This is a genomic window from Vibrio sp. D417a (assembly GCF_030248595.1).
Lineage (GTDB): Bacteria > Pseudomonadota > Gammaproteobacteria > Enterobacterales > Vibrionaceae > Vibrio > Vibrio alginolyticus.
Window position 1 is genome coordinate 136,779 of sequence record NZ_JAHGAM010000009.1, and the last position, 16,246, is coordinate 153,024.

The window sequence follows — 16,246 nt, forward strand, 5'->3', positions numbered from 1 at the left end:
CTCTTTCCCTCTACAGACGACGTGATGTAATTATGGAACAGACTTTTTTTGCCAAGGCTGGACGAATCACCGATGCCATTGAAGAGACTTTGATTGCTTTCTTCTTGGGTGCCATGACCTTGCTGACCTTTGCCAATGTCATCTTTCGTTATGTCTTTAACGACAATATTCTTTGGGCGCTTGAGCTCACCGTTTTCATGTTCGCATGGATGGTGTTGGTTGGCGCATCTTATGGTGTGAAAAAACACTTTCATATTGGTGTCGATGTCATTATTAACATCGTTCCGGAAGGTAAACGAAAAGCCCTGGCGCTTTTTGCAGCAATGTGTTGCTTAGCCTTCTCTATTTTGCTGTTAATTGGCGCTTGGAACTACTGGTATCCGTTCGCTACTGACCGAGCGTGGTATGAAACGGACGATATTCCAATGCCTGAAATGCTCCAGTTCATGGCCGACTGGTTAAATGAGGGAGAGCGTTATGAAAAGCTGCCACGTTTTATTCCTTACTTCGCTTTGCCACTTGGAATGGCGCTACTAACGTTTAGATTTGTTCAAGTCACGTGGCAAATCGCTACTGGTAAGCTCGATCGCTTGATTGCAGGACATGAAGCGGAGGAAGAGCTCGAATCTCTTAAAGCTGAGATGAGTGACGCTGAAGACGTAATGGCTCCAAAGGCCTCGCAAGACGCTAAAAACAAGGAGCAATAAGCCATGGATATCTTATTTCTATTTTTGATGGTAATTGGCTTTATGCTGGTTGGCGTGCCAATTGCTATTTCGCTGGGCCTTTCCAGTGTTCTTTTCCTTTTAATGCATTCGGATGCCTCTTTAGCGTCAGTTGCTCAAACGCTGTTTAATGCATTCGCGGGCCACTACACGCTATTGGCTATTCCATTCTTTATATTGGCTTCAAGCTTTATGTCGACGGGTGGCGTAGCAAAGCGGATCATTCGTTTCGCCATTGCCATTGTAGGCTGGTTCCGCGGCGGTTTGGCGATGGCTTCGGTTGTCGCGTGTATGATGTTTGCCGCGTTGTCAGGTTCCTCACCTGCAACGGTTGTTGCCATAGGTAGTATTGTTATCGCAGGTATGATCAAAAACGGTTACTCAAAAGAGTTTGCCTCTGGGGTAATTTGTAACGCAGGTACGCTAGGGATTTTGATCCCACCTTCGATTGTGATGGTGGTGTATGCAGCCGCAACGGATGTGTCAGTTGGACGTATGTTCCTTGGTGGTGTGATTCCCGGTTTGCTGGCGGGTGTCATGTTGATGATCGCGATTTACATTGCCGCGAGAATCAAGAACCTTCCAAAACAACCTTTTGTCGGTTGGAAAGAAACCTTTGATGCCGCCAAGGATGCAAGCTGGGGCTTGTTGTTGGTCGTCATCATTCTTGGTGGTATCTATGGCGGTATCTTTACGCCGACAGAAGCCGCTGCGGTTGCTGCTGTGTACTCATTCTTTATTGCTAACTTTGTATACAAAGACATGGGGCCATTTGCAGACAAGAAAAACACTAAACCTGCGCTCGTTAAAATCTTCCAAACCTTTGTTCATAAAGACACGAAACACACCCTGTATGAAGCGGGCAAACTCACCATCATGCTGCTGTTCATCATTGCTAATGCCTTAATTTTGAAGCATGTTTTAACGGAAGAACGGATCCCGCAAATGATCACCGAGTCGATGCTCTCGGCTGGTCTCGGACCAATCACTTTTTTGATTGTAGTGAACGTCTTGTTGCTGATTGGTGGTCAGTTCATGGAGCCATCAGGCTTATTGATCATTGTTGCGCCGCTCGTGTTCCCAATTGCGATTGCATTAGGTATAGACCCAATTCATTTGGGCATAATGATGGTGGTGAATATGGAGATAGGAATGATAACGCCGCCCGTGGGTCTTAACTTATTTGTGACCGCTGGTGTTGCCAAAATGTCGATGATGAACGTAGTGAAGGCAGCATTACCCTGGGTTGGAGTGATGTTCTTATTCCTAATTATCGTCACATATGTACCATGGGTTTCGACTTGGTTGCCTACTACCTTGATGGGGCCGGAGATCATTACCAAGTAATGGAAGCCAGAAAGTAGAAAGAGGTGTGAGAATTCACACCTCTTCGTCTATTGACTTGTAACAAGTTTTGCGCGGGTCTGAATTAATTCGACGTTCATAGTGTCGCCACCTCTTTTTATTTTTGCGACGCTCTTCACCGAATCTTCTCTCTTCTTGATAGCAACCGTCTACGAGCACGGTATCTGTAACAATCGGTATTCTCACTTTTTCGTTCATATCTATAACAACCATGATAAATCCGTTGTTAAAAATTATGATTCAAGTTGAATATAATGCCAGCTATTTGAACGTGTTTTATTTGTAAAGGTCTTTATTTATTTGGTAGCGCTGCATCTTGTCGTAAAGGGTTTTTCTTGGCACATTCAATTGGCACATTGTCTGTTTAATACTACCGTTGTTTTCTAATAAAGCGCCTTCAATGGCTGCTCTCTCAAACTCCGCCACTTGCTCTGCAAGGCTTGAGGAAGACTTAGCAACTGGGTTCGATTCTCCCAACTGAATTAACTTACCCAATAGCACAAAACGCTCTGCAGCATTTCTGAGTTCTCGAACATTGCCAGGCCAGTCATGGCTCATCAGTTGCGCTAGATCTTGGGGTGACAAGCTAGGTGAGCTTTTGCCATAACGTGAAGCTGCTACCAACAGAAAGTGGTGAAAGAGGGCGGGAATGTCTTCTTTTCGTTCGCGTAGTGGCGGGAGATCCAAGGTCACGACATTGAGCCGATAATAGAGATCCTGACGGAAAGTACCTTGTTCAGCTGCGTGTTTTAAATCGACCTTTGTTGCGGCAATCACTCGAATATCTAAAGGCAATAATTCATTTGAACCGACACGCTCAATCACGCGCTCTTGTAATACCCTCAATAAACGAATTTGGGCTTGGATAGGCATCGACTCGATCTCATCCAAGAAAAGTGTGCCGCCTTGTGCAAACTCAAATTTACCGATACGACGGCTTTCGGCGCCAGTGAATGCGCCTTTTTCATGGCCGTAGAGTTCACTCTCAATTAAGTTCTCTGGAACCGCTCCACAATTTACGGCAACAAAGTTTTGGTTCCGGCGAGAGCTTTGCTCATGTAAAGAGCGAGCGATTAACTCTTTCCCTGTACCGGTCTCACCAAACAATAAAATATCGGCGTCGGTATCGGCGATTTGGGTGATGGTCTCTCGTAATATTTGGATGCTAGAGGTTTCACCAATAACTCGTGGACCAAGGGTTTTACTGGCTTTAAGTGACAGGCGCAGTTTTTCATTTTCATTGGTTAGTTTGCGCTTCTCAATCGCCCGCTTAACCGTTTCAACCAAATGTTCTGGCGCAAAAGGTTTCTCAATAAAGTCGTAAGCGCCTTGATGAAGGGCTTGCACAGCCATGGAAATATCACCGTGTCCAGTGATCATGATGACGGGTAAGTTTGCATCGCGTTGAGTCAAAGTTGTCAGCATATCCATACCAGAAATGCCCGGCAAACAGATATCAGTGACCACGACGCCAGCTTCTTCCCCTTGCTGCATCGCTATTAAAGCCGATTCTGCATCCACAAAAAACTTGGCGTCGATATCCGCAAGTTCAAAGGTCTGTTCTATAGCGATTCTGAGATCGGCCTCATCATCAATAAAAAACACCTGACACATGATCTTATCCTTTTGATGGTTCAGTGTTGTAAGAAGTGATAGGTAAACACAATGAGAATCGAGCGCCGCCTTGTTCTCGATTATGGGCACATAATTTTCCATTCATACTGGCTAAGATTTGTTGCGAGATAGAGAGACCCAAACCTAAACCGTTCAGTTTAGTGGTTAGAAACGGTTCACATAAATCAGAAAGTGAGAAAGAGCCAAGCCCTGGGCCATTATCATCAACATGAATCCAAACCAAATCAGTGTGCTCATCGTGTTCTACAGATAATTCTACCTGTTTGTCTTGTTGTTCTTTGAGTGCTTCTATCGCATTAGTCAGTAAATTGACCAACACTTGCTCCAGTTGAATAATATTGATCTGCACTTCAACATCATGCTCTGGCAAATTTGTTTCTAACGTGACGCGCCCTGATTTAAATGCGGGCTTCATCAGTTCTTTTACAGAGGCAATCACAGGGAACAATCGAGATTGAGCCAACTCGTCACCACTGGTTTTTTTTGCGAAGGAGCGAAGTTGCTGACTGATATTTGCCATACGGTCAGTGAGAGCAGAAATGCGAGTGAGATTATCTTCCACTCGCTCATATTTTTCTTTTTTTAGAAACAGCTTGCCGTTCTCCGCAAAGCTACGAATTGCCGCAAGTGGATTATTCAGTTCATGGCTGATACTGGCCGACATTTGTCCTAACACCGCGAGTTTCGCTGCTTGCACCAATTCGTCTTGAGTAACGCGTAAAGTTTGCTCGGTATCGATACGCTGTGCGATCTCCGCTTGCAACTCGGCAGTCCGTGCCATGACTTGATATTCCAACTTTTGATTGGCTTCTTGTTGAATTCGTTCAATTTGCAAGTGACGCTGTTGACGGTGATAGATAAGCTGACCAATTAAAAATAAAACCATGAATGCTAGAGTGAGTACAAAGATGTAACCCATGGTGAACCAAACGATCGACTGTTTAGGAGACAGCACACGAATTGTCAGTTTGAGTTCGGGAAGGGGCAGCGAAGAGACCACGAAGGTTCCTTTATTGTATGGGTAACCTTGTTTAAGCTCAGAGTGCACCTCGTCCAAACTACCCACTAATCCAAGCGTTTCAATTGGCGCATCAAGATATTGTTGGCTTGCCCAAACTTGCTTTTTCTCTTTTTTTGTCAGCGGCTGTAAGCTTTTGAGTAGCCATTCACTTCGGCTACTCATAAAAACAATTCCGTATGGGTCGCTGGCGACAAAAACACTGTTTGGTTGCTGCCAGTTGTCCTCTATCTTACTTAGGTCCATCTTCACCACGACGACACCAAGTACACCGCCAGCGTATATGATGGGATAAGAATAGTAGTAGCCACGTTTACCAGATGTTGAGCCCAGTGCGTAGTATTGGCTTCTTTTGCCTACAATGGCTTGTTTGAAATAAGGGCGAAATGCAAAATTTCGCCCGATAAAGGAGCGCTCTTTACGCCAGTTGCTGGCTGCGATCGTTGTACCCCATTGATCGATTAAGTAGGTGTCCGCTGCTTCAATCACGCCATTAACGGATTCTAAATACCGATTAGTGATTTCCAGTTGCGCACTGTTGTTGGGGTGCAGAAGCGCTTGATAAAGTGGATCATCTTTAGCTAGAAGATTTGGGATATGGGCGTACTTATCGAGTTTATTTTTTATATGGCCAGAAAATTGCTCAAGCTGTGATTGGTGTTTATCAAGTAGAGATTGATAACTGGTCTGCCAAACCCAATGGCCACCGATAATTGCGCACAGGAAATAGAAAGCAAAAAATGTCGGCAGAATCCGTTTTTTTTGCGACATCCTTACACTCCTTACAACTTCCTTTGGTCACGTAAGAAAATGTTAATAGTTTGTAGGAAGGATTAGGGATTTAGTTTTCAACTCTGTGGAGTAAAACAAGAGCAAGATCTCTTTTTAGGCTTTTCGATAAAAAAACCGGTCGATTCTCTTGAAAAAGTCGCTATTGTCCCCATTCTAGATATGCTGGCGATGCTTAGACGGTGTCTGAATCGCATTTTTGAAGAAAAAATGGGTCAGCATTCGAGAATTTAGCGCAGACAATGTCCACATAGTGGCTATTGGCTCGACAGGGTTGCGACAGATCGCTAGAATGTCGCGTCTAAAAATTCTGTCCTGAGGCTAATAGGAGATACCTTTGGTTATTTTATCGAAGATATCACTGATTAGTCCGGTACTGACAACCAGTATCGATACTCGATTTTAAATTAGGTGTTCGGACAGAACACTACACAAGGATGAAGCGTAAGCTCCTCTGAGTTTCGCTCATACGCTCGGAAAACCGAGCCACTTTAGAGGTTTATATATAATGCAAGTTACTGTTGAAACGCTAGAGGGCCTAGAGCGCCGTCTAAACATTACTGTTCCAGCTGCAAACATCGAAGACGCTGTAACAGCTGAACTACGCAACATCGCTAAAAACCGTCGTTTCGATGGTTTCCGTAAGGGTAAAGTGCCTCTAAAAATGGTTGCTAAGATGTACGGCAAAGCAGTACGTCAAGACGTTCTTGGTGAAGTAATGCAACGCCACTTCATCGAAGCTATCGTTAAAGAGAAAATCAACCCAGCTGGCGCTCCAACTTTCGCTCCTGTAGAGAACAAAGAAGGTTCAGACCTAGTTTTCACTGCAACTTTTGAAGTTTACCCAGAAGTTGAGCTTAAAGGCCTAGAGAGCATCACTGTTGAAAAACCACTAACAGAAGTTAAAGATGCAGACGTAGAAGAGATGATCGATACTCTACGTAAGCAACAAGCAACTTGGGTTGAAGTTGAAGAAGCAGCAGAAGATGGCAAACGCGTAAGCATCGACTTCGTTGGTTCTATCGACGGTGAAGAGTTCGAAGGTGGTAAAGCTGAGAACTTCCCTCTAGAAATGGGTGCTGGTCGCATGATCCCTGGTTTCGAAGACGGTATCGCAGGTAAAACTGCTGGTATGGAATTCGACATCGACGTGACTTTCCCAGAAGATTACCACGCTGAAAACCTAAAAGGTAAAGCAGCTAAGTTTGCAATCAAAGTGAACAAAGTTGAAGCTCGTGAACTACCAGAACTAAACGACGAGTTCGTTGCTAAGTTCGGTGTTGTTGAAGGTGGTGTTGAAGCACTTAAAGCTGAAGTTCGTAAGAACATGGAACGCGAACTTAAGCAAGCTGTTAAGAACCGCATCAAAGAGCAAGCGATTGACGGTCTAGTTGAGCAAAACGACATCAACGTACCATCAGCGCTTATCGAGCAAGAAATCCAAGTTCTGCGTCAACAAGCTGCACAACGCTTCGGTGGTAACCCAGAAGCTGCTGCTCAGCTTCCACGTGAACTGTTCGAAGAACAAGCTAAACGTCGCGTAGTTGTTGGTCTTCTACTAGGTGAAGTAATCAAATCTGAAGAGCTAAAAGCGGACGACGAGAAAGTTAAAGCTCTAATCGAAGAAATGGCTACTGCATACGAAGATCCATCAGAAGTTATTGCTTACTACGAGCAAAACGAAGAAATGATGAACAACATGCGCAACGTAGCTCTAGAAGAGCAAGCAATCGACGCGATCATCGCTAAAGCACAGGTTTCTGAGAAAGAAGTAGGCTTCAACGAGCTACTTAACCAACAACAACCTGCTGCTTAATAAGCAATATCTTGCGTAGAAGGTTGACTTAACGTTAACTATTCTGCTAACAATGGTCCGTATGATAGTCATCATCCGGGCCATTTATTTTAGGGACATAAGAATATGAGCTACCAAGAAAAAAATGCAATGTCGCCAATTATGGACGCGCTAGTACCAATGGTGGTTGAACAAACTTCCCGAGGCGAACGCTCTTACGACATCTACTCACGTCTGCTTAAAGAGCGCGTGATTTTTTTAACGGGTCAAGTGGAAGACCACATGGCAAACCTTGTCGTGGCTCAGCTACTTTTCCTAGAATCTGAAAATCCAGATAAAGATATTTTCTTATACATCAACTCTCCAGGCGGTAGCGTAACAGCAGGTATGTCTATTTACGATACCATGCAGTTCATTAAGCCAAATGTGAGCACAGTATGTATGGGTCAAGCATGTTCAATGGGTGCCTTCCTGCTTGCAGGTGGTGCGCCAGGTAAGCGTTACGTACTGCCTAACTCTCGTGTAATGATCCACCAACCATTGGGTGGTTTCCAGGGTCAAGCTTCTGATATCCAAATCCATGCTCAGGAAATCCTGACGATTAAACAGAAGCTAAACAAGTTGTTAGCAGAACATACAGGCCAACCTCTTGAAGTCATTGAGCGCGATACTGATCGTGATAACTTCATGTCATCAGAGCAGGCTGTGGAATACGGTATCGTGGATGCAGTGTTAAGCCACCGTGGCGAGTAATTAGCCAGCGCATTTTGGCAAAAATTGATATACACTCATTCATGAAGAGTAAAGGCTAAGAGGTTAGCGAATGACAGATAAAAGCAAAGAAAGTGGCAGCGGTAAATTGCTGTACTGTTCTTTCTGCGGCAAAAGTCAGCACGAAGTTCGCAAGCTAATCGCAGGTCCGTCAGTGTACATTTGCGACGAATGTGTCGACTTATGTAACGATATTATTCGCGAAGAAATCAAGGATGTTCTCCCTAAGAAAGAATCTGAAGCGTTACCAACGCCAAAACAGATCCGTGAACACCTTGATGACTATGTGATCGGGCAAGATTACGCGAAAAAAGTGCTCGCAGTTGCGGTATATAACCACTACAAGCGTTTACGCAATGGTGATACAACGAGCGAAGGTGTGGAGCTTGGTAAGAGTAACATCCTTCTAATTGGTCCTACAGGTAGCGGTAAAACACTACTTGCGGAGACATTAGCTCGATTCTTGGATGTGCCATTTACAATGGCAGACGCGACGACACTAACCGAAGCCGGTTACGTAGGTGAAGACGTTGAAAACATCATCCAAAAGCTTCTGCAAAAATGTGATTACGATGTAGCTAAAGCAGAACGCGGCATCGTTTACATTGATGAAATTGATAAGATTTCACGCAAAGCTGAAAACCCATCTATTACGCGTGACGTATCTGGTGAAGGTGTTCAGCAGGCGCTACTAAAACTTATCGAAGGTACGGTTGCATCGGTTCCACCTCAAGGTGGTCGTAAGCATCCTCAGCAAGAATTCCTACAAGTGGACACATCTAAGATCCTGTTCATTTGTGGTGGTGCTTTTGCTGGCTTAGACAAAGTGATTGAGCAGCGTGTTGCAACAGGTACAGGTATTGGCTTTGGTGCTGAAGTTCGTTCGAAGAATGAATCGAAGACGGTAGGTGAGCTGTTTACTCAAGTTGAACCTGAAGACTTAGTGAAGTACGGCCTCATTCCAGAATTCATTGGTCGTCTACCTGTAACAACAACACTGACTGAGCTTGATGAAGAAGCGTTGATTCAGATCCTATGTGAACCGAAGAACGCACTGACCAAGCAATATGCAGCATTGTTTGAGCTGGAAAACGCTGAACTTGAATTCCGTGAAGATGCGCTGCGCGCTATCGCGAAAAAAGCAATGGAGCGTAAAACAGGTGCTCGTGGCTTACGCTCGATTCTTGAAGGCGTGCTACTTGAAACCATGTACGAATTACCATCTGCAACAGACGTTAGTAAAGTCGTGATTGATGAGTCCGTCATTAATGGCGAGTCAGAACCACTGCTTATTTACAGTAACGCAGACAATCAGGCAGCTGGAGCAGAGTAAATTCAGCCATAATGAAAAAGGAGGTAAGTAATTACCTCCTTTTTTTATTTCTCTTATTGAATCCAAACAATTAGCCCCCATATACTGCCTTAAGTAATACGTTAAACGTGAAAGCGGAAGAGAGAATTATATGAACTTGGAACGTTCCGAGCGTATCGAGATCCCGGTACTACCTCTACGTGACGTAGTGGTCTACCCACACATGGTTATTCCATTGTTTGTTGGTCGTGAGAAATCGATTAGCTGTCTAGAAACGGCGATGGAAACCAACAAACAAGTTCTTCTTGTGGCACAAAAGCAAGCGGATACTGACGAGCCTACGGTTGACGACCTATTTGACGTAGGTACGGTAGCCACCATTCTCCAGCTCTTGAAGCTTCCGGATGGCACAGTAAAAGTATTGGTCGAAGGCCAGCAGCGAGCAAAAATCAATCACTTTAAAGAGAGTGACTTCTTCCTAGCGGAAGCTGAATTTGTTGTCACGCCAGAATTGGATGAGCGTGAGCAAGAAGTGATTGTTCGCAGCGCGATTAATCAGTTTGAAGGGTTCATTAAGCTAAACAAGAAGATTCCACCAGAAGTGCTAACGTCACTTAATGGTATCGACGAAGCCGCACGCTTAGCGGATACCATTGCGGCTCATATGCCGTTAAAGTTGGTGGATAAGCAGCAAGTGCTTGAAATTGTTGACGTCACTGAGCGCCTGGAATTCCTGATGGGCCAGATGGAATCAGAGATCGACTTGCTGCAAGTTGAAAAACGAATTCGTGGTCGCGTTAAAAAGCAAATGGAAAAATCTCAGCGTGAGTATTATCTGAATGAGCAAATGAAAGCGATTCAGAAAGAACTTGGTGAGATGGAAGACGCACCAGACGAGTTCGAAACGCTACAGAAGAAGATTGACGAATCAAAAATGCCTCAAGAGGCACGTGAAAAGACAGAGCAAGAGCTGCAAAAGCTTAAGATGATGTCTCCAATGTCTGCTGAAGCAACAGTGGTTCGTAGCTACATCGATTGGATGGTCAGCGTTCCTTGGGCTAAGCGCTCAAAAGTTAAGAAAAACTTAGCGAAAGCAGAAGAGGTTCTTAATGAAGATCACTACGGTCTAGAACGCGTCAAAGAACGTATCCTTGAATACCTGGCGGTTCAAAACCGTATCAACAAGCTAAAAGGTCCTATCCTTTGTCTTGTTGGTCCTCCTGGTGTAGGTAAAACGTCTCTTGGTCGTTCAATTGCTTCAGCTACAGGCCGTAAGTATGTTCGTATGGCGTTGGGTGGTGTGCGTGATGAAGCGGAAATTCGTGGTCACCGTCGTACTTACATCGGCTCATTACCAGGCAAATTGATCCAGAAGATGTCGAAGGTTGGTGTGAAGAACCCGCTGTTCTTATTGGACGAAATCGACAAAATGTCTTCCGATATGCGTGGTGATCCGGCATCGGCTCTACTAGAAGTACTTGATCCTGAACAGAATAACTCGTTCAACGATCACTACCTAGAAGTGGATTACGATCTCTCTGACGTTATGTTTGTTGCGACATCGAACTCGATGAACATCCCGGGTCCATTGTTAGACCGTATGGAAGTTATTCGTTTATCTGGTTACACCGAAGACGAGAAGCTGAACATTGCAAAACGTCACCTTGTTGATAAACAAGTGAAGCGTAATGGCTTGAAAGCGGATGAGATCGTCATTGAAGATTCTGCGATTATTGGCATCATTCGTTACTACACGCGTGAAGCGGGTGTCCGTAACTTAGAGCGTGAGATTTCTAAGATCTGCCGTAAAGCGGTGAAGAACATCTTGCTGGATAAGGACATCAAGTCAGTAACGGTAACGATGGACAACCTAAAAGAGTACTTAGGTGTTCAACGTTTCGATTACGGTAAAGCGGATGAAAGTAACCGAATTGGTCAAGTAACTGGCCTAGCTTGGACCGAAGTGGGTGGCGATCTATTAACGATTGAAACTCAATCAATGCCAGGTAAAGGTAAGCTGACACAAACGGGTTCTCTTGGTGATGTGATGCAAGAGTCTATCCAAGCAGCAATGACAGTGGTTCGCTCTCGTGCAGAAAAGCTAGGTATCAATACTGACTTCTACGAGAAGAAAGATATTCACGTACACGTCCCGGAAGGCGCGACACCAAAAGATGGCCCAAGTGCGGGTACAGCAATGTGTACAGCATTGGTTTCTTCTCTAACAGGCAACCCTGTGAAAGCAGAAGTAGCGATGACGGGTGAAATCACACTGCGTGGTGAGGTTCTACCTATCGGCGGCCTAAAAGAGAAGTTACTTGCGGCACACCGTGGTGGCATTAAGACAGTGCTAATTCCAAAAGATAACGAGCGTGATTTGGAAGAGATTCCTGATAATGTTATCGCGGATCTGGAAGTTATCCCTGTACAGTGGATTGATGAAGTACTGAAAGTCGCACTAGAGCGAGACCCGACGGGCGTTGAGTTTGAGTCTCAAAAATAGTGATGTGTAGCAAAAATAAGTAAAAGTTTACGCTGATAAGCCCAAAAAGGCTTGTCAGCGTTTTTTTTGGGCGCTAAGTTAGTTTCGATAGCTGCCAGCCCTTGATGAATAAGGGGTGGAGCATATTTTCTTAACAATGGAACGAAAGTCATCACAAAAATAATCACAGATGACACAAAGGGGAAATTACAGTGAATAAAACTCAGTTAGTAGAACAAATCGCAGAAAATGCAGATATTTCTAAAGCGTCAGCGGGTCGTGCTCTAGATGCATTCATCGAAGCAGTAAGCGGAACTCTTCAATCTGGTGATCAAGTCGCTCTAGTTGGCTTTGGTACATTCAGCGTTCGCACTCGTGCTGCACGTACTGGTCGTAACCCAAAAACTGGTGAAGAAATCCAAATCGCAGAAGCAAAAGTACCAGCTTTCAAAGCTGGTAAAGCACTGAAAGACGCTTGTAACTAATCACGGCGTTATTTCTGTAACCGGCCATTTGCTTAACTTTTGCTCAAACAATAAGTTTCGAACAAAAATTTACAAACTTCGAGCCGAACTTTCTTAAATTATGCGCATCATACTGATGCGCATTTCTTTTTCTGATATTATTGCGCCATTATTTCTATTAGATAGAAGCAGTAGGCTTCAATTGTGGAGAGCAGTTAAATTATGATGGATCGACTACGCGAAGGCGTGAATAGCATCGCGGTCAAAATTATCCTTGGACTTATCATCCTGTCTTTCGTATTTGCAGGTGTAGGTAGCTACATCGTTGGTGGTAGCAACAACTCTGCAGCGAAAGTCGGTAACACTGAGATTCCTCGTGGTGAGTTCGAGATGGCATACCAAAATGAGCGTAACCGTATGCAAGCTCAGTTGGGTGACTACTTCTCTCAAATGCTGGCTGACCCTGCATATGTTGAATCTTTCCGCAAATCCGTTTTAGATCGAATGATCAATGACGTGTTGCTTGACCAACAAGCTGAAGCTTTGGGTCTGCGAATCAGCGATACTCAAGTGCGTAGCATGATTCTAGACATGCCTCAGTTCCAATCTAATGGTCAGTTTGATCAAGAGATCTATCAAGCTTCTTTGCGTCGTGCAGGCTTTTCGCCAGACTCTTTTGCTGAGTACATGCGTCGTGAATTGGTTCGTGAGCAACTGCTGAATGCGCTACAAAACAGTGAATTTATTCTGCCGGGTGAAGTACAAGCAGAAGGCAAGCTGTTCACTCAAACTCGTGATATTCGCACGATTCAGATCGACTTAGCGGAGTTCGCGAAAAATATTGAATTGACCGACGAAGAAATTCAAGAGTACTACAAAGCAAACCCAGACAACTTTACACGCCCAGAGCAGGTTAAAGTTTCTTACATCGAACTGTCAGCTGAAGCGCTAAAGGAACAAGTTAATGTTTCTGATGCTGAGGTGAAAAAGTACTACGACGAGCACTTAAACAAATACTCTTCAGAAGAGCAACGCCGTGTCGCTCACATTCTTGTAGAAGGGGACGATGAAGCAAAAGCGCAAGCTATCCTAGATGATCTAAACGCGGGTGCAGATTTTGCGACGCTTGCTCAAGAGAAATCTGACGATTTTGGCAGCGCTGAAAACGGTGGTGACTTAGGTTGGATCGAGCGTGATGTGATGGACCCTGCTTTTGAAGAAGCGGCATTCGCACTGAAGAATCCTGGCGATACGTCGGGTCTAGTAAAGTCGGACTTTGGCTATCACATTATCAAGCTTGAAGAGCTAAAAGATTCTGTGGCGAAGCCATTTGAAGAAGTCGCTGCTGAAATCAAACAAGAGATGGTTGACCAACAAGCTATCGATCAATTCTACGAGTTGCAAAATGAGCTTGAGCGCGTAGCGTTTGAATACCCAGACTCATTGTATGATGCTTCTCAAGCGGTTAACCAAGAAGTGAAGACAACGGACTTTATTTCTCAGGTTGATGCACCTGAAGTGCTTCGTAGCCCTGCTGTAATGCAAGCTATCCTAAGTCCTGAAGTTAAAGAAGATGGCCTAAACTCTGAAGCTATCGAAGTTGCGCCTGAGCATATTATCGTTGTTCGTGTTGAAGATGCGCGTGACGAGACAGTTCTTCCACTAGAAGAAGTGAAAGATCAGGTTGTTGCAGAGCTATCTCGTGTTAAAGGTGAGCAAGAAGCGATGGAGCTTGGAACACAAGTCGTTGCGGCATTGAAAGAAGGTAAGACGAACGTGCTTGCTGAAAACAATCTTGCCTTTGGTGAACAAGAGACAGTAGATCGTCGTTCTCCGTTGGCAACAACGGTATTCGCGATGGCAAAACCAGTCGATGGTAAACCAGTATACGGTCAGTCTAAAGATCTTGAAGGTAACATCATTATCATCGAGCTTGATGCTGTAAACGCAGAGCTAGATAGTGAGTTAGAAGATCAAGTTGCGATGCAAATGCAGCGTGCATCTTCTCAGCAAGACTTATCATCTGTACTAGCCGTACTGCGTGCAAATACTGACATTGAGTACTTTGTTGTGAGCAACTAAGCACAATTAGTGTAATTTGTATGTTGAATAAAACGGACCGCATAAGCGGTCCGTTTTATTTTTGTCTTTATGAACTTCAATCATCAATAGGCATTACTTAAATTAGTGCGCGTTTAAGTGATAGCGGCCGTTGTGAATTCCGGGTCATCTCAGTTTGTTAAATGCATAACCATATTGCTTTCCATTGCAAACTTGATAGTGACTCGCTCTCGATGACTGTTTTTAGCCTACTATTTTGGAGATTGTATGTTCAATATGAAATGGATTTTGACATTGTGCTTATTTGTTTTTGCACCTTTTAGCATGGCTGCGGATTCAGCCACTGACAAATATGAAGGAATTGAAATTACTGTAAATATCAACACGGCCACTGCTGAAGAAATTGCGACCATGTTGAAAGGTATAGGTGAGAAAAAAGCGCAGAGTATAGTGGACTACCGCGAGGAACATGGCCCTTTTAAAACGGCAGCAGATTTGAAGAGCGTAAAAGGCATAGGTGAAGCGACAGTTAAGAAAAACGAAGACCGCATTTTACTGTAGCTTGATGTATTGCAGATATTGAGTCTGAATTCAGAACAATATCTGTTTCCCTATTACTGCTTTCCCGAACCAGCCCCTCTTTCGTGGTTCGGGATTTTTTATCCGAATAAACGACGGCGAAGGCCTTTTTCCATTAAAGCCATTACTAACCCACCGAGTGCGCCAAACATATGAGCATCAATAGCAACGTTTGCACCGATAAGCTCAGCAGTACTGCTGGATGGGCCATAGACCTGCTCCCATGCTACTTTGGCGATTAGCCCTCCGACTAACAACACACTGCTTCTTCTGCTTTCAAAGACTTCTCTGAGCGCCCAAAATCCAAACAATCCATGTAATACCCCGGATAAACCCACGTACACCGACATGTTGGTAAACAAATTCAGCGCACCAACACATGCACATAAGATTGAAAAAACGATAAGGAAGTTACGAGTGCTTGGGCGAAAAATAAAAGTAATGATCCACAATCCGGCGAGGTTCATTCCTAAGTGCGCAAAGTTGGTATGTGTGAGATTTCCTGTTACGATTCGCCACCATTCACCATGGCGTATATTGTAGCTGTGCCACTCGGTTAGGCTTGCCATTGGTTCAAATTGAAGTATCAAACAGATCACGCTGATAATACTCAGCAAGGTATAAAGGTTCACTCTATGTCTCGTTATTGTTCTCGTTGTGGAAAATCGCAAAAAGCATGTATTTGCCAATGGATTGTACCGCTGGCAAGCGAGGTAGAACTTATCATTCTTCAGCACACGAGTGAAGAACATCGTCCGCTTGGTACGGCACGGATTCTCAATTTGAGTTTAGATAACTGTATTTGTTTGATAGGAGAGGACTTTTCTTGTGATGATGTCTTAAATCACTTATTAGCGGATGAGTCATATCAACATTTTGTTCTTTACCCATCAGAAGAGTCACGATGCATTTCTGAAATCACTCAAGCGAGTCATAGTGTATCTAAGAAAATACGTTTGATTTTGCTCGATGGTACGTGGAAAAAAGCGTACAAAATGTGGCAACTCTCAAGCAACTTACATCCACTCCCAACCGTGCAGTTGCCTAAGCAACTACAAGGGCACTACACCATTCGTAAGGCGCCCTCTGAGAATAGCTTATCGACAGTCGAGGCTGGTTATCATTCGCTTCGCTTGCTTGAACCCGAGCGCGACTTTACACCGCTTATGCATGCCTTTGAAAATATGATCGAATTCCAAATCGCCCAGATGCCTCCGGGCGTTTTTGAAAAGAATTACTTGAAAGGTTGA

At 44.2% G+C, this 16,246-nt stretch carries 14 protein-coding genes; 10 read left to right on the top strand and 4 right to left on the bottom strand.

Going from position 1 to position 16,246, the window contains the following annotated elements; genetic code table 11:
• Positions 1 to 32: 32 nt before the first annotated feature.
• A complete protein-coding gene (locus KI742_RS10795) occupies positions 33 to 707 on the top strand; it encodes a TRAP transporter small permease (RefSeq protein ID WP_005382256.1) in 675 nt (224 codons plus the stop codon).
• Between the two features lie 3 nt (positions 708 to 710).
• Entirely contained in the window at positions 711 to 2,072 is a 1,362-nt protein-coding gene (locus KI742_RS10800; RefSeq protein WP_005382255.1) for a TRAP transporter large permease, read from the top strand.
• Between the two features lie 33 nt (positions 2,073 to 2,105).
• Here KI742_RS10800 and KI742_RS10805 read toward each other — a convergent pair whose 3' ends face one another.
• The 3 genes from KI742_RS10805 to KI742_RS10815 all read right to left on the bottom strand — a co-directional run bounded on the left by KI742_RS10805 (position 2,106) and on the right by KI742_RS10815 (position 5,514).
• The gene (locus KI742_RS10805) at positions 2,106 to 2,288 is read right to left on the bottom strand and encodes a hypothetical protein (RefSeq protein ID WP_021034161.1); all 183 of its coding nucleotides are present in this window, start codon (positions 2,286 to 2,288) and stop codon (positions 2,106 to 2,108) included.
• A 78-nt stretch (positions 2,289 to 2,366) separates the two neighbouring features.
• Entirely contained in the window at positions 2,367 to 3,704 is a 1,338-nt protein-coding gene (locus KI742_RS10810) for a sigma-54 dependent transcriptional regulator (RefSeq protein ID WP_213867083.1), read from the bottom strand.
• Positions 3,705 to 3,708: 4 nt separating this feature from the next.
• Complete coding sequence (locus KI742_RS10815) at positions 3,709 to 5,514, bottom strand: ATP-binding protein (protein WP_213867084.1); 1,806 nt, start codon at positions 5,512 to 5,514, stop codon at positions 3,709 to 3,711.
• Between the two features lie 526 nt (positions 5,515 to 6,040).
• Here KI742_RS10815 and tig point away from each other — a divergent pair.
• The 7 genes from tig to KI742_RS10855 all read left to right on the top strand — a co-directional run bounded on the left by tig (position 6,041) and on the right by KI742_RS10855 (position 14,978).
• Positions 6,041 to 7,348 carry a trigger factor gene (gene tig, locus KI742_RS10825; protein ID WP_005382251.1) on the top strand — a complete coding sequence of 436 codons (1,308 nt, stop codon included), beginning with the start codon at positions 6,041 to 6,043 and terminating at the stop codon, positions 7,346 to 7,348.
• A 105-nt stretch (positions 7,349 to 7,453) separates the two neighbouring features.
• Positions 7,454 to 8,080, top strand: coding sequence for an ATP-dependent Clp endopeptidase proteolytic subunit ClpP (gene clpP, locus KI742_RS10830; RefSeq protein ID WP_005382347.1), 627 nt, complete (start codon positions 7,454 to 7,456; stop codon positions 8,078 to 8,080).
• 70 nt (positions 8,081 to 8,150) lie between these two features.
• A complete protein-coding gene (gene clpX, locus KI742_RS10835) occupies positions 8,151 to 9,431 on the top strand; it encodes an ATP-dependent protease ATP-binding subunit ClpX (RefSeq protein WP_005382345.1) in 1,281 nt (426 codons plus the stop codon).
• A 130-nt stretch (positions 9,432 to 9,561) separates the two neighbouring features.
• A complete protein-coding gene (gene lon / locus KI742_RS10840) occupies positions 9,562 to 11,913 on the top strand; it encodes an endopeptidase La (protein ID WP_005382343.1) in 2,352 nt (783 codons plus the stop codon).
• A gap of 191 nt (positions 11,914 to 12,104) precedes the next feature.
• Positions 12,105 to 12,377 (top strand): HU family DNA-binding protein, encoded by a 273-nt coding sequence (locus tag KI742_RS10845; protein WP_005382341.1) that lies wholly within the window; start codon positions 12,105 to 12,107, stop codon positions 12,375 to 12,377.
• Positions 12,378 to 12,578: 201 nt separating this feature from the next.
• Positions 12,579 to 14,438, top strand: a complete 1,860-nt coding sequence (gene ppiD, locus KI742_RS10850; protein WP_171344885.1) for a peptidylprolyl isomerase — start codon at positions 12,579 to 12,581, stop codon at positions 14,436 to 14,438.
• Between the two features lie 255 nt (positions 14,439 to 14,693).
• A complete protein-coding gene (locus tag KI742_RS10855) occupies positions 14,694 to 14,978 on the top strand; it encodes a helix-hairpin-helix domain-containing protein (RefSeq protein ID WP_031777211.1) in 285 nt (94 codons plus the stop codon).
• 98 nt (positions 14,979 to 15,076) lie between these two features.
• Here KI742_RS10855 and rrtA read toward each other — a convergent pair whose 3' ends face one another.
• The gene (gene rrtA / locus KI742_RS10860; RefSeq protein WP_165401728.1) at positions 15,077 to 15,628 is read right to left on the bottom strand and encodes a rhombosortase; all 552 of its coding nucleotides are present in this window, start codon (positions 15,626 to 15,628) and stop codon (positions 15,077 to 15,079) included.
• 3 nt (positions 15,629 to 15,631) lie between these two features.
• On the opposite strand from rrtA, the gene KI742_RS10865 reads away from it, so the two are divergent.
• Positions 15,632 to 16,246 (top strand): tRNA-uridine aminocarboxypropyltransferase, encoded by a 615-nt coding sequence (locus KI742_RS10865; RefSeq protein ID WP_053350466.1) that lies wholly within the window; start codon positions 15,632 to 15,634, stop codon positions 16,244 to 16,246.

Bases quoted from the DNA above. Each gene is read 5' to 3' on its own strand.
- KI742_RS10855 (WP_031777211.1), top strand. From the start codon at position 14,694: ATGAAATGGATTTTGACATTGTGCTTATTTGTTTTTGCACCTTTTAGC.
- KI742_RS10800 (WP_005382255.1), top strand. From the start codon at position 711: ATGGATATCTTATTTCTATTTTTGATGGTAATTGGCTTTATGCTGGTT.
- clpP (WP_005382347.1), top strand. From the start codon at position 7,454: ATGAGCTACCAAGAAAAAAATGCAATGTCGCCAATTATGGACGCGCTA.
- lon (WP_005382343.1), top strand. From the start codon at position 9,562: ATGAACTTGGAACGTTCCGAGCGTATCGAGATCCCGGTACTACCTCTA.
- ppiD (WP_171344885.1), top strand. From the start codon at position 12,579: ATGATGGATCGACTACGCGAAGGCGTGAATAGCATCGCGGTCAAAATT.
- KI742_RS10805 (WP_021034161.1), bottom strand. From the start codon at position 2,288: ATGAACGAAAAAGTGAGAATACCGATTGTTACAGATACCGTGCTCGTA.
- KI742_RS10810 (WP_213867083.1), bottom strand. From the start codon at position 3,704: ATGTGTCAGGTGTTTTTTATTGATGATGAGGCCGATCTCAGAATCGCT.
- KI742_RS10815 (WP_213867084.1), bottom strand. From the start codon at position 5,514: ATGTCGCAAAAAAAACGGATTCTGCCGACATTTTTTGCTTTCTATTTC.
- KI742_RS10865 (WP_053350466.1), top strand. From the start codon at position 15,632: ATGTCTCGTTATTGTTCTCGTTGTGGAAAATCGCAAAAAGCATGTATT.
- tig (WP_005382251.1), top strand. From the start codon at position 6,041: ATGCAAGTTACTGTTGAAACGCTAGAGGGCCTAGAGCGCCGTCTAAAC.
- KI742_RS10795 (WP_005382256.1), top strand. From the start codon at position 33: ATGGAACAGACTTTTTTTGCCAAGGCTGGACGAATCACCGATGCCATT.
- clpX (WP_005382345.1), top strand. From the start codon at position 8,151: ATGACAGATAAAAGCAAAGAAAGTGGCAGCGGTAAATTGCTGTACTGT.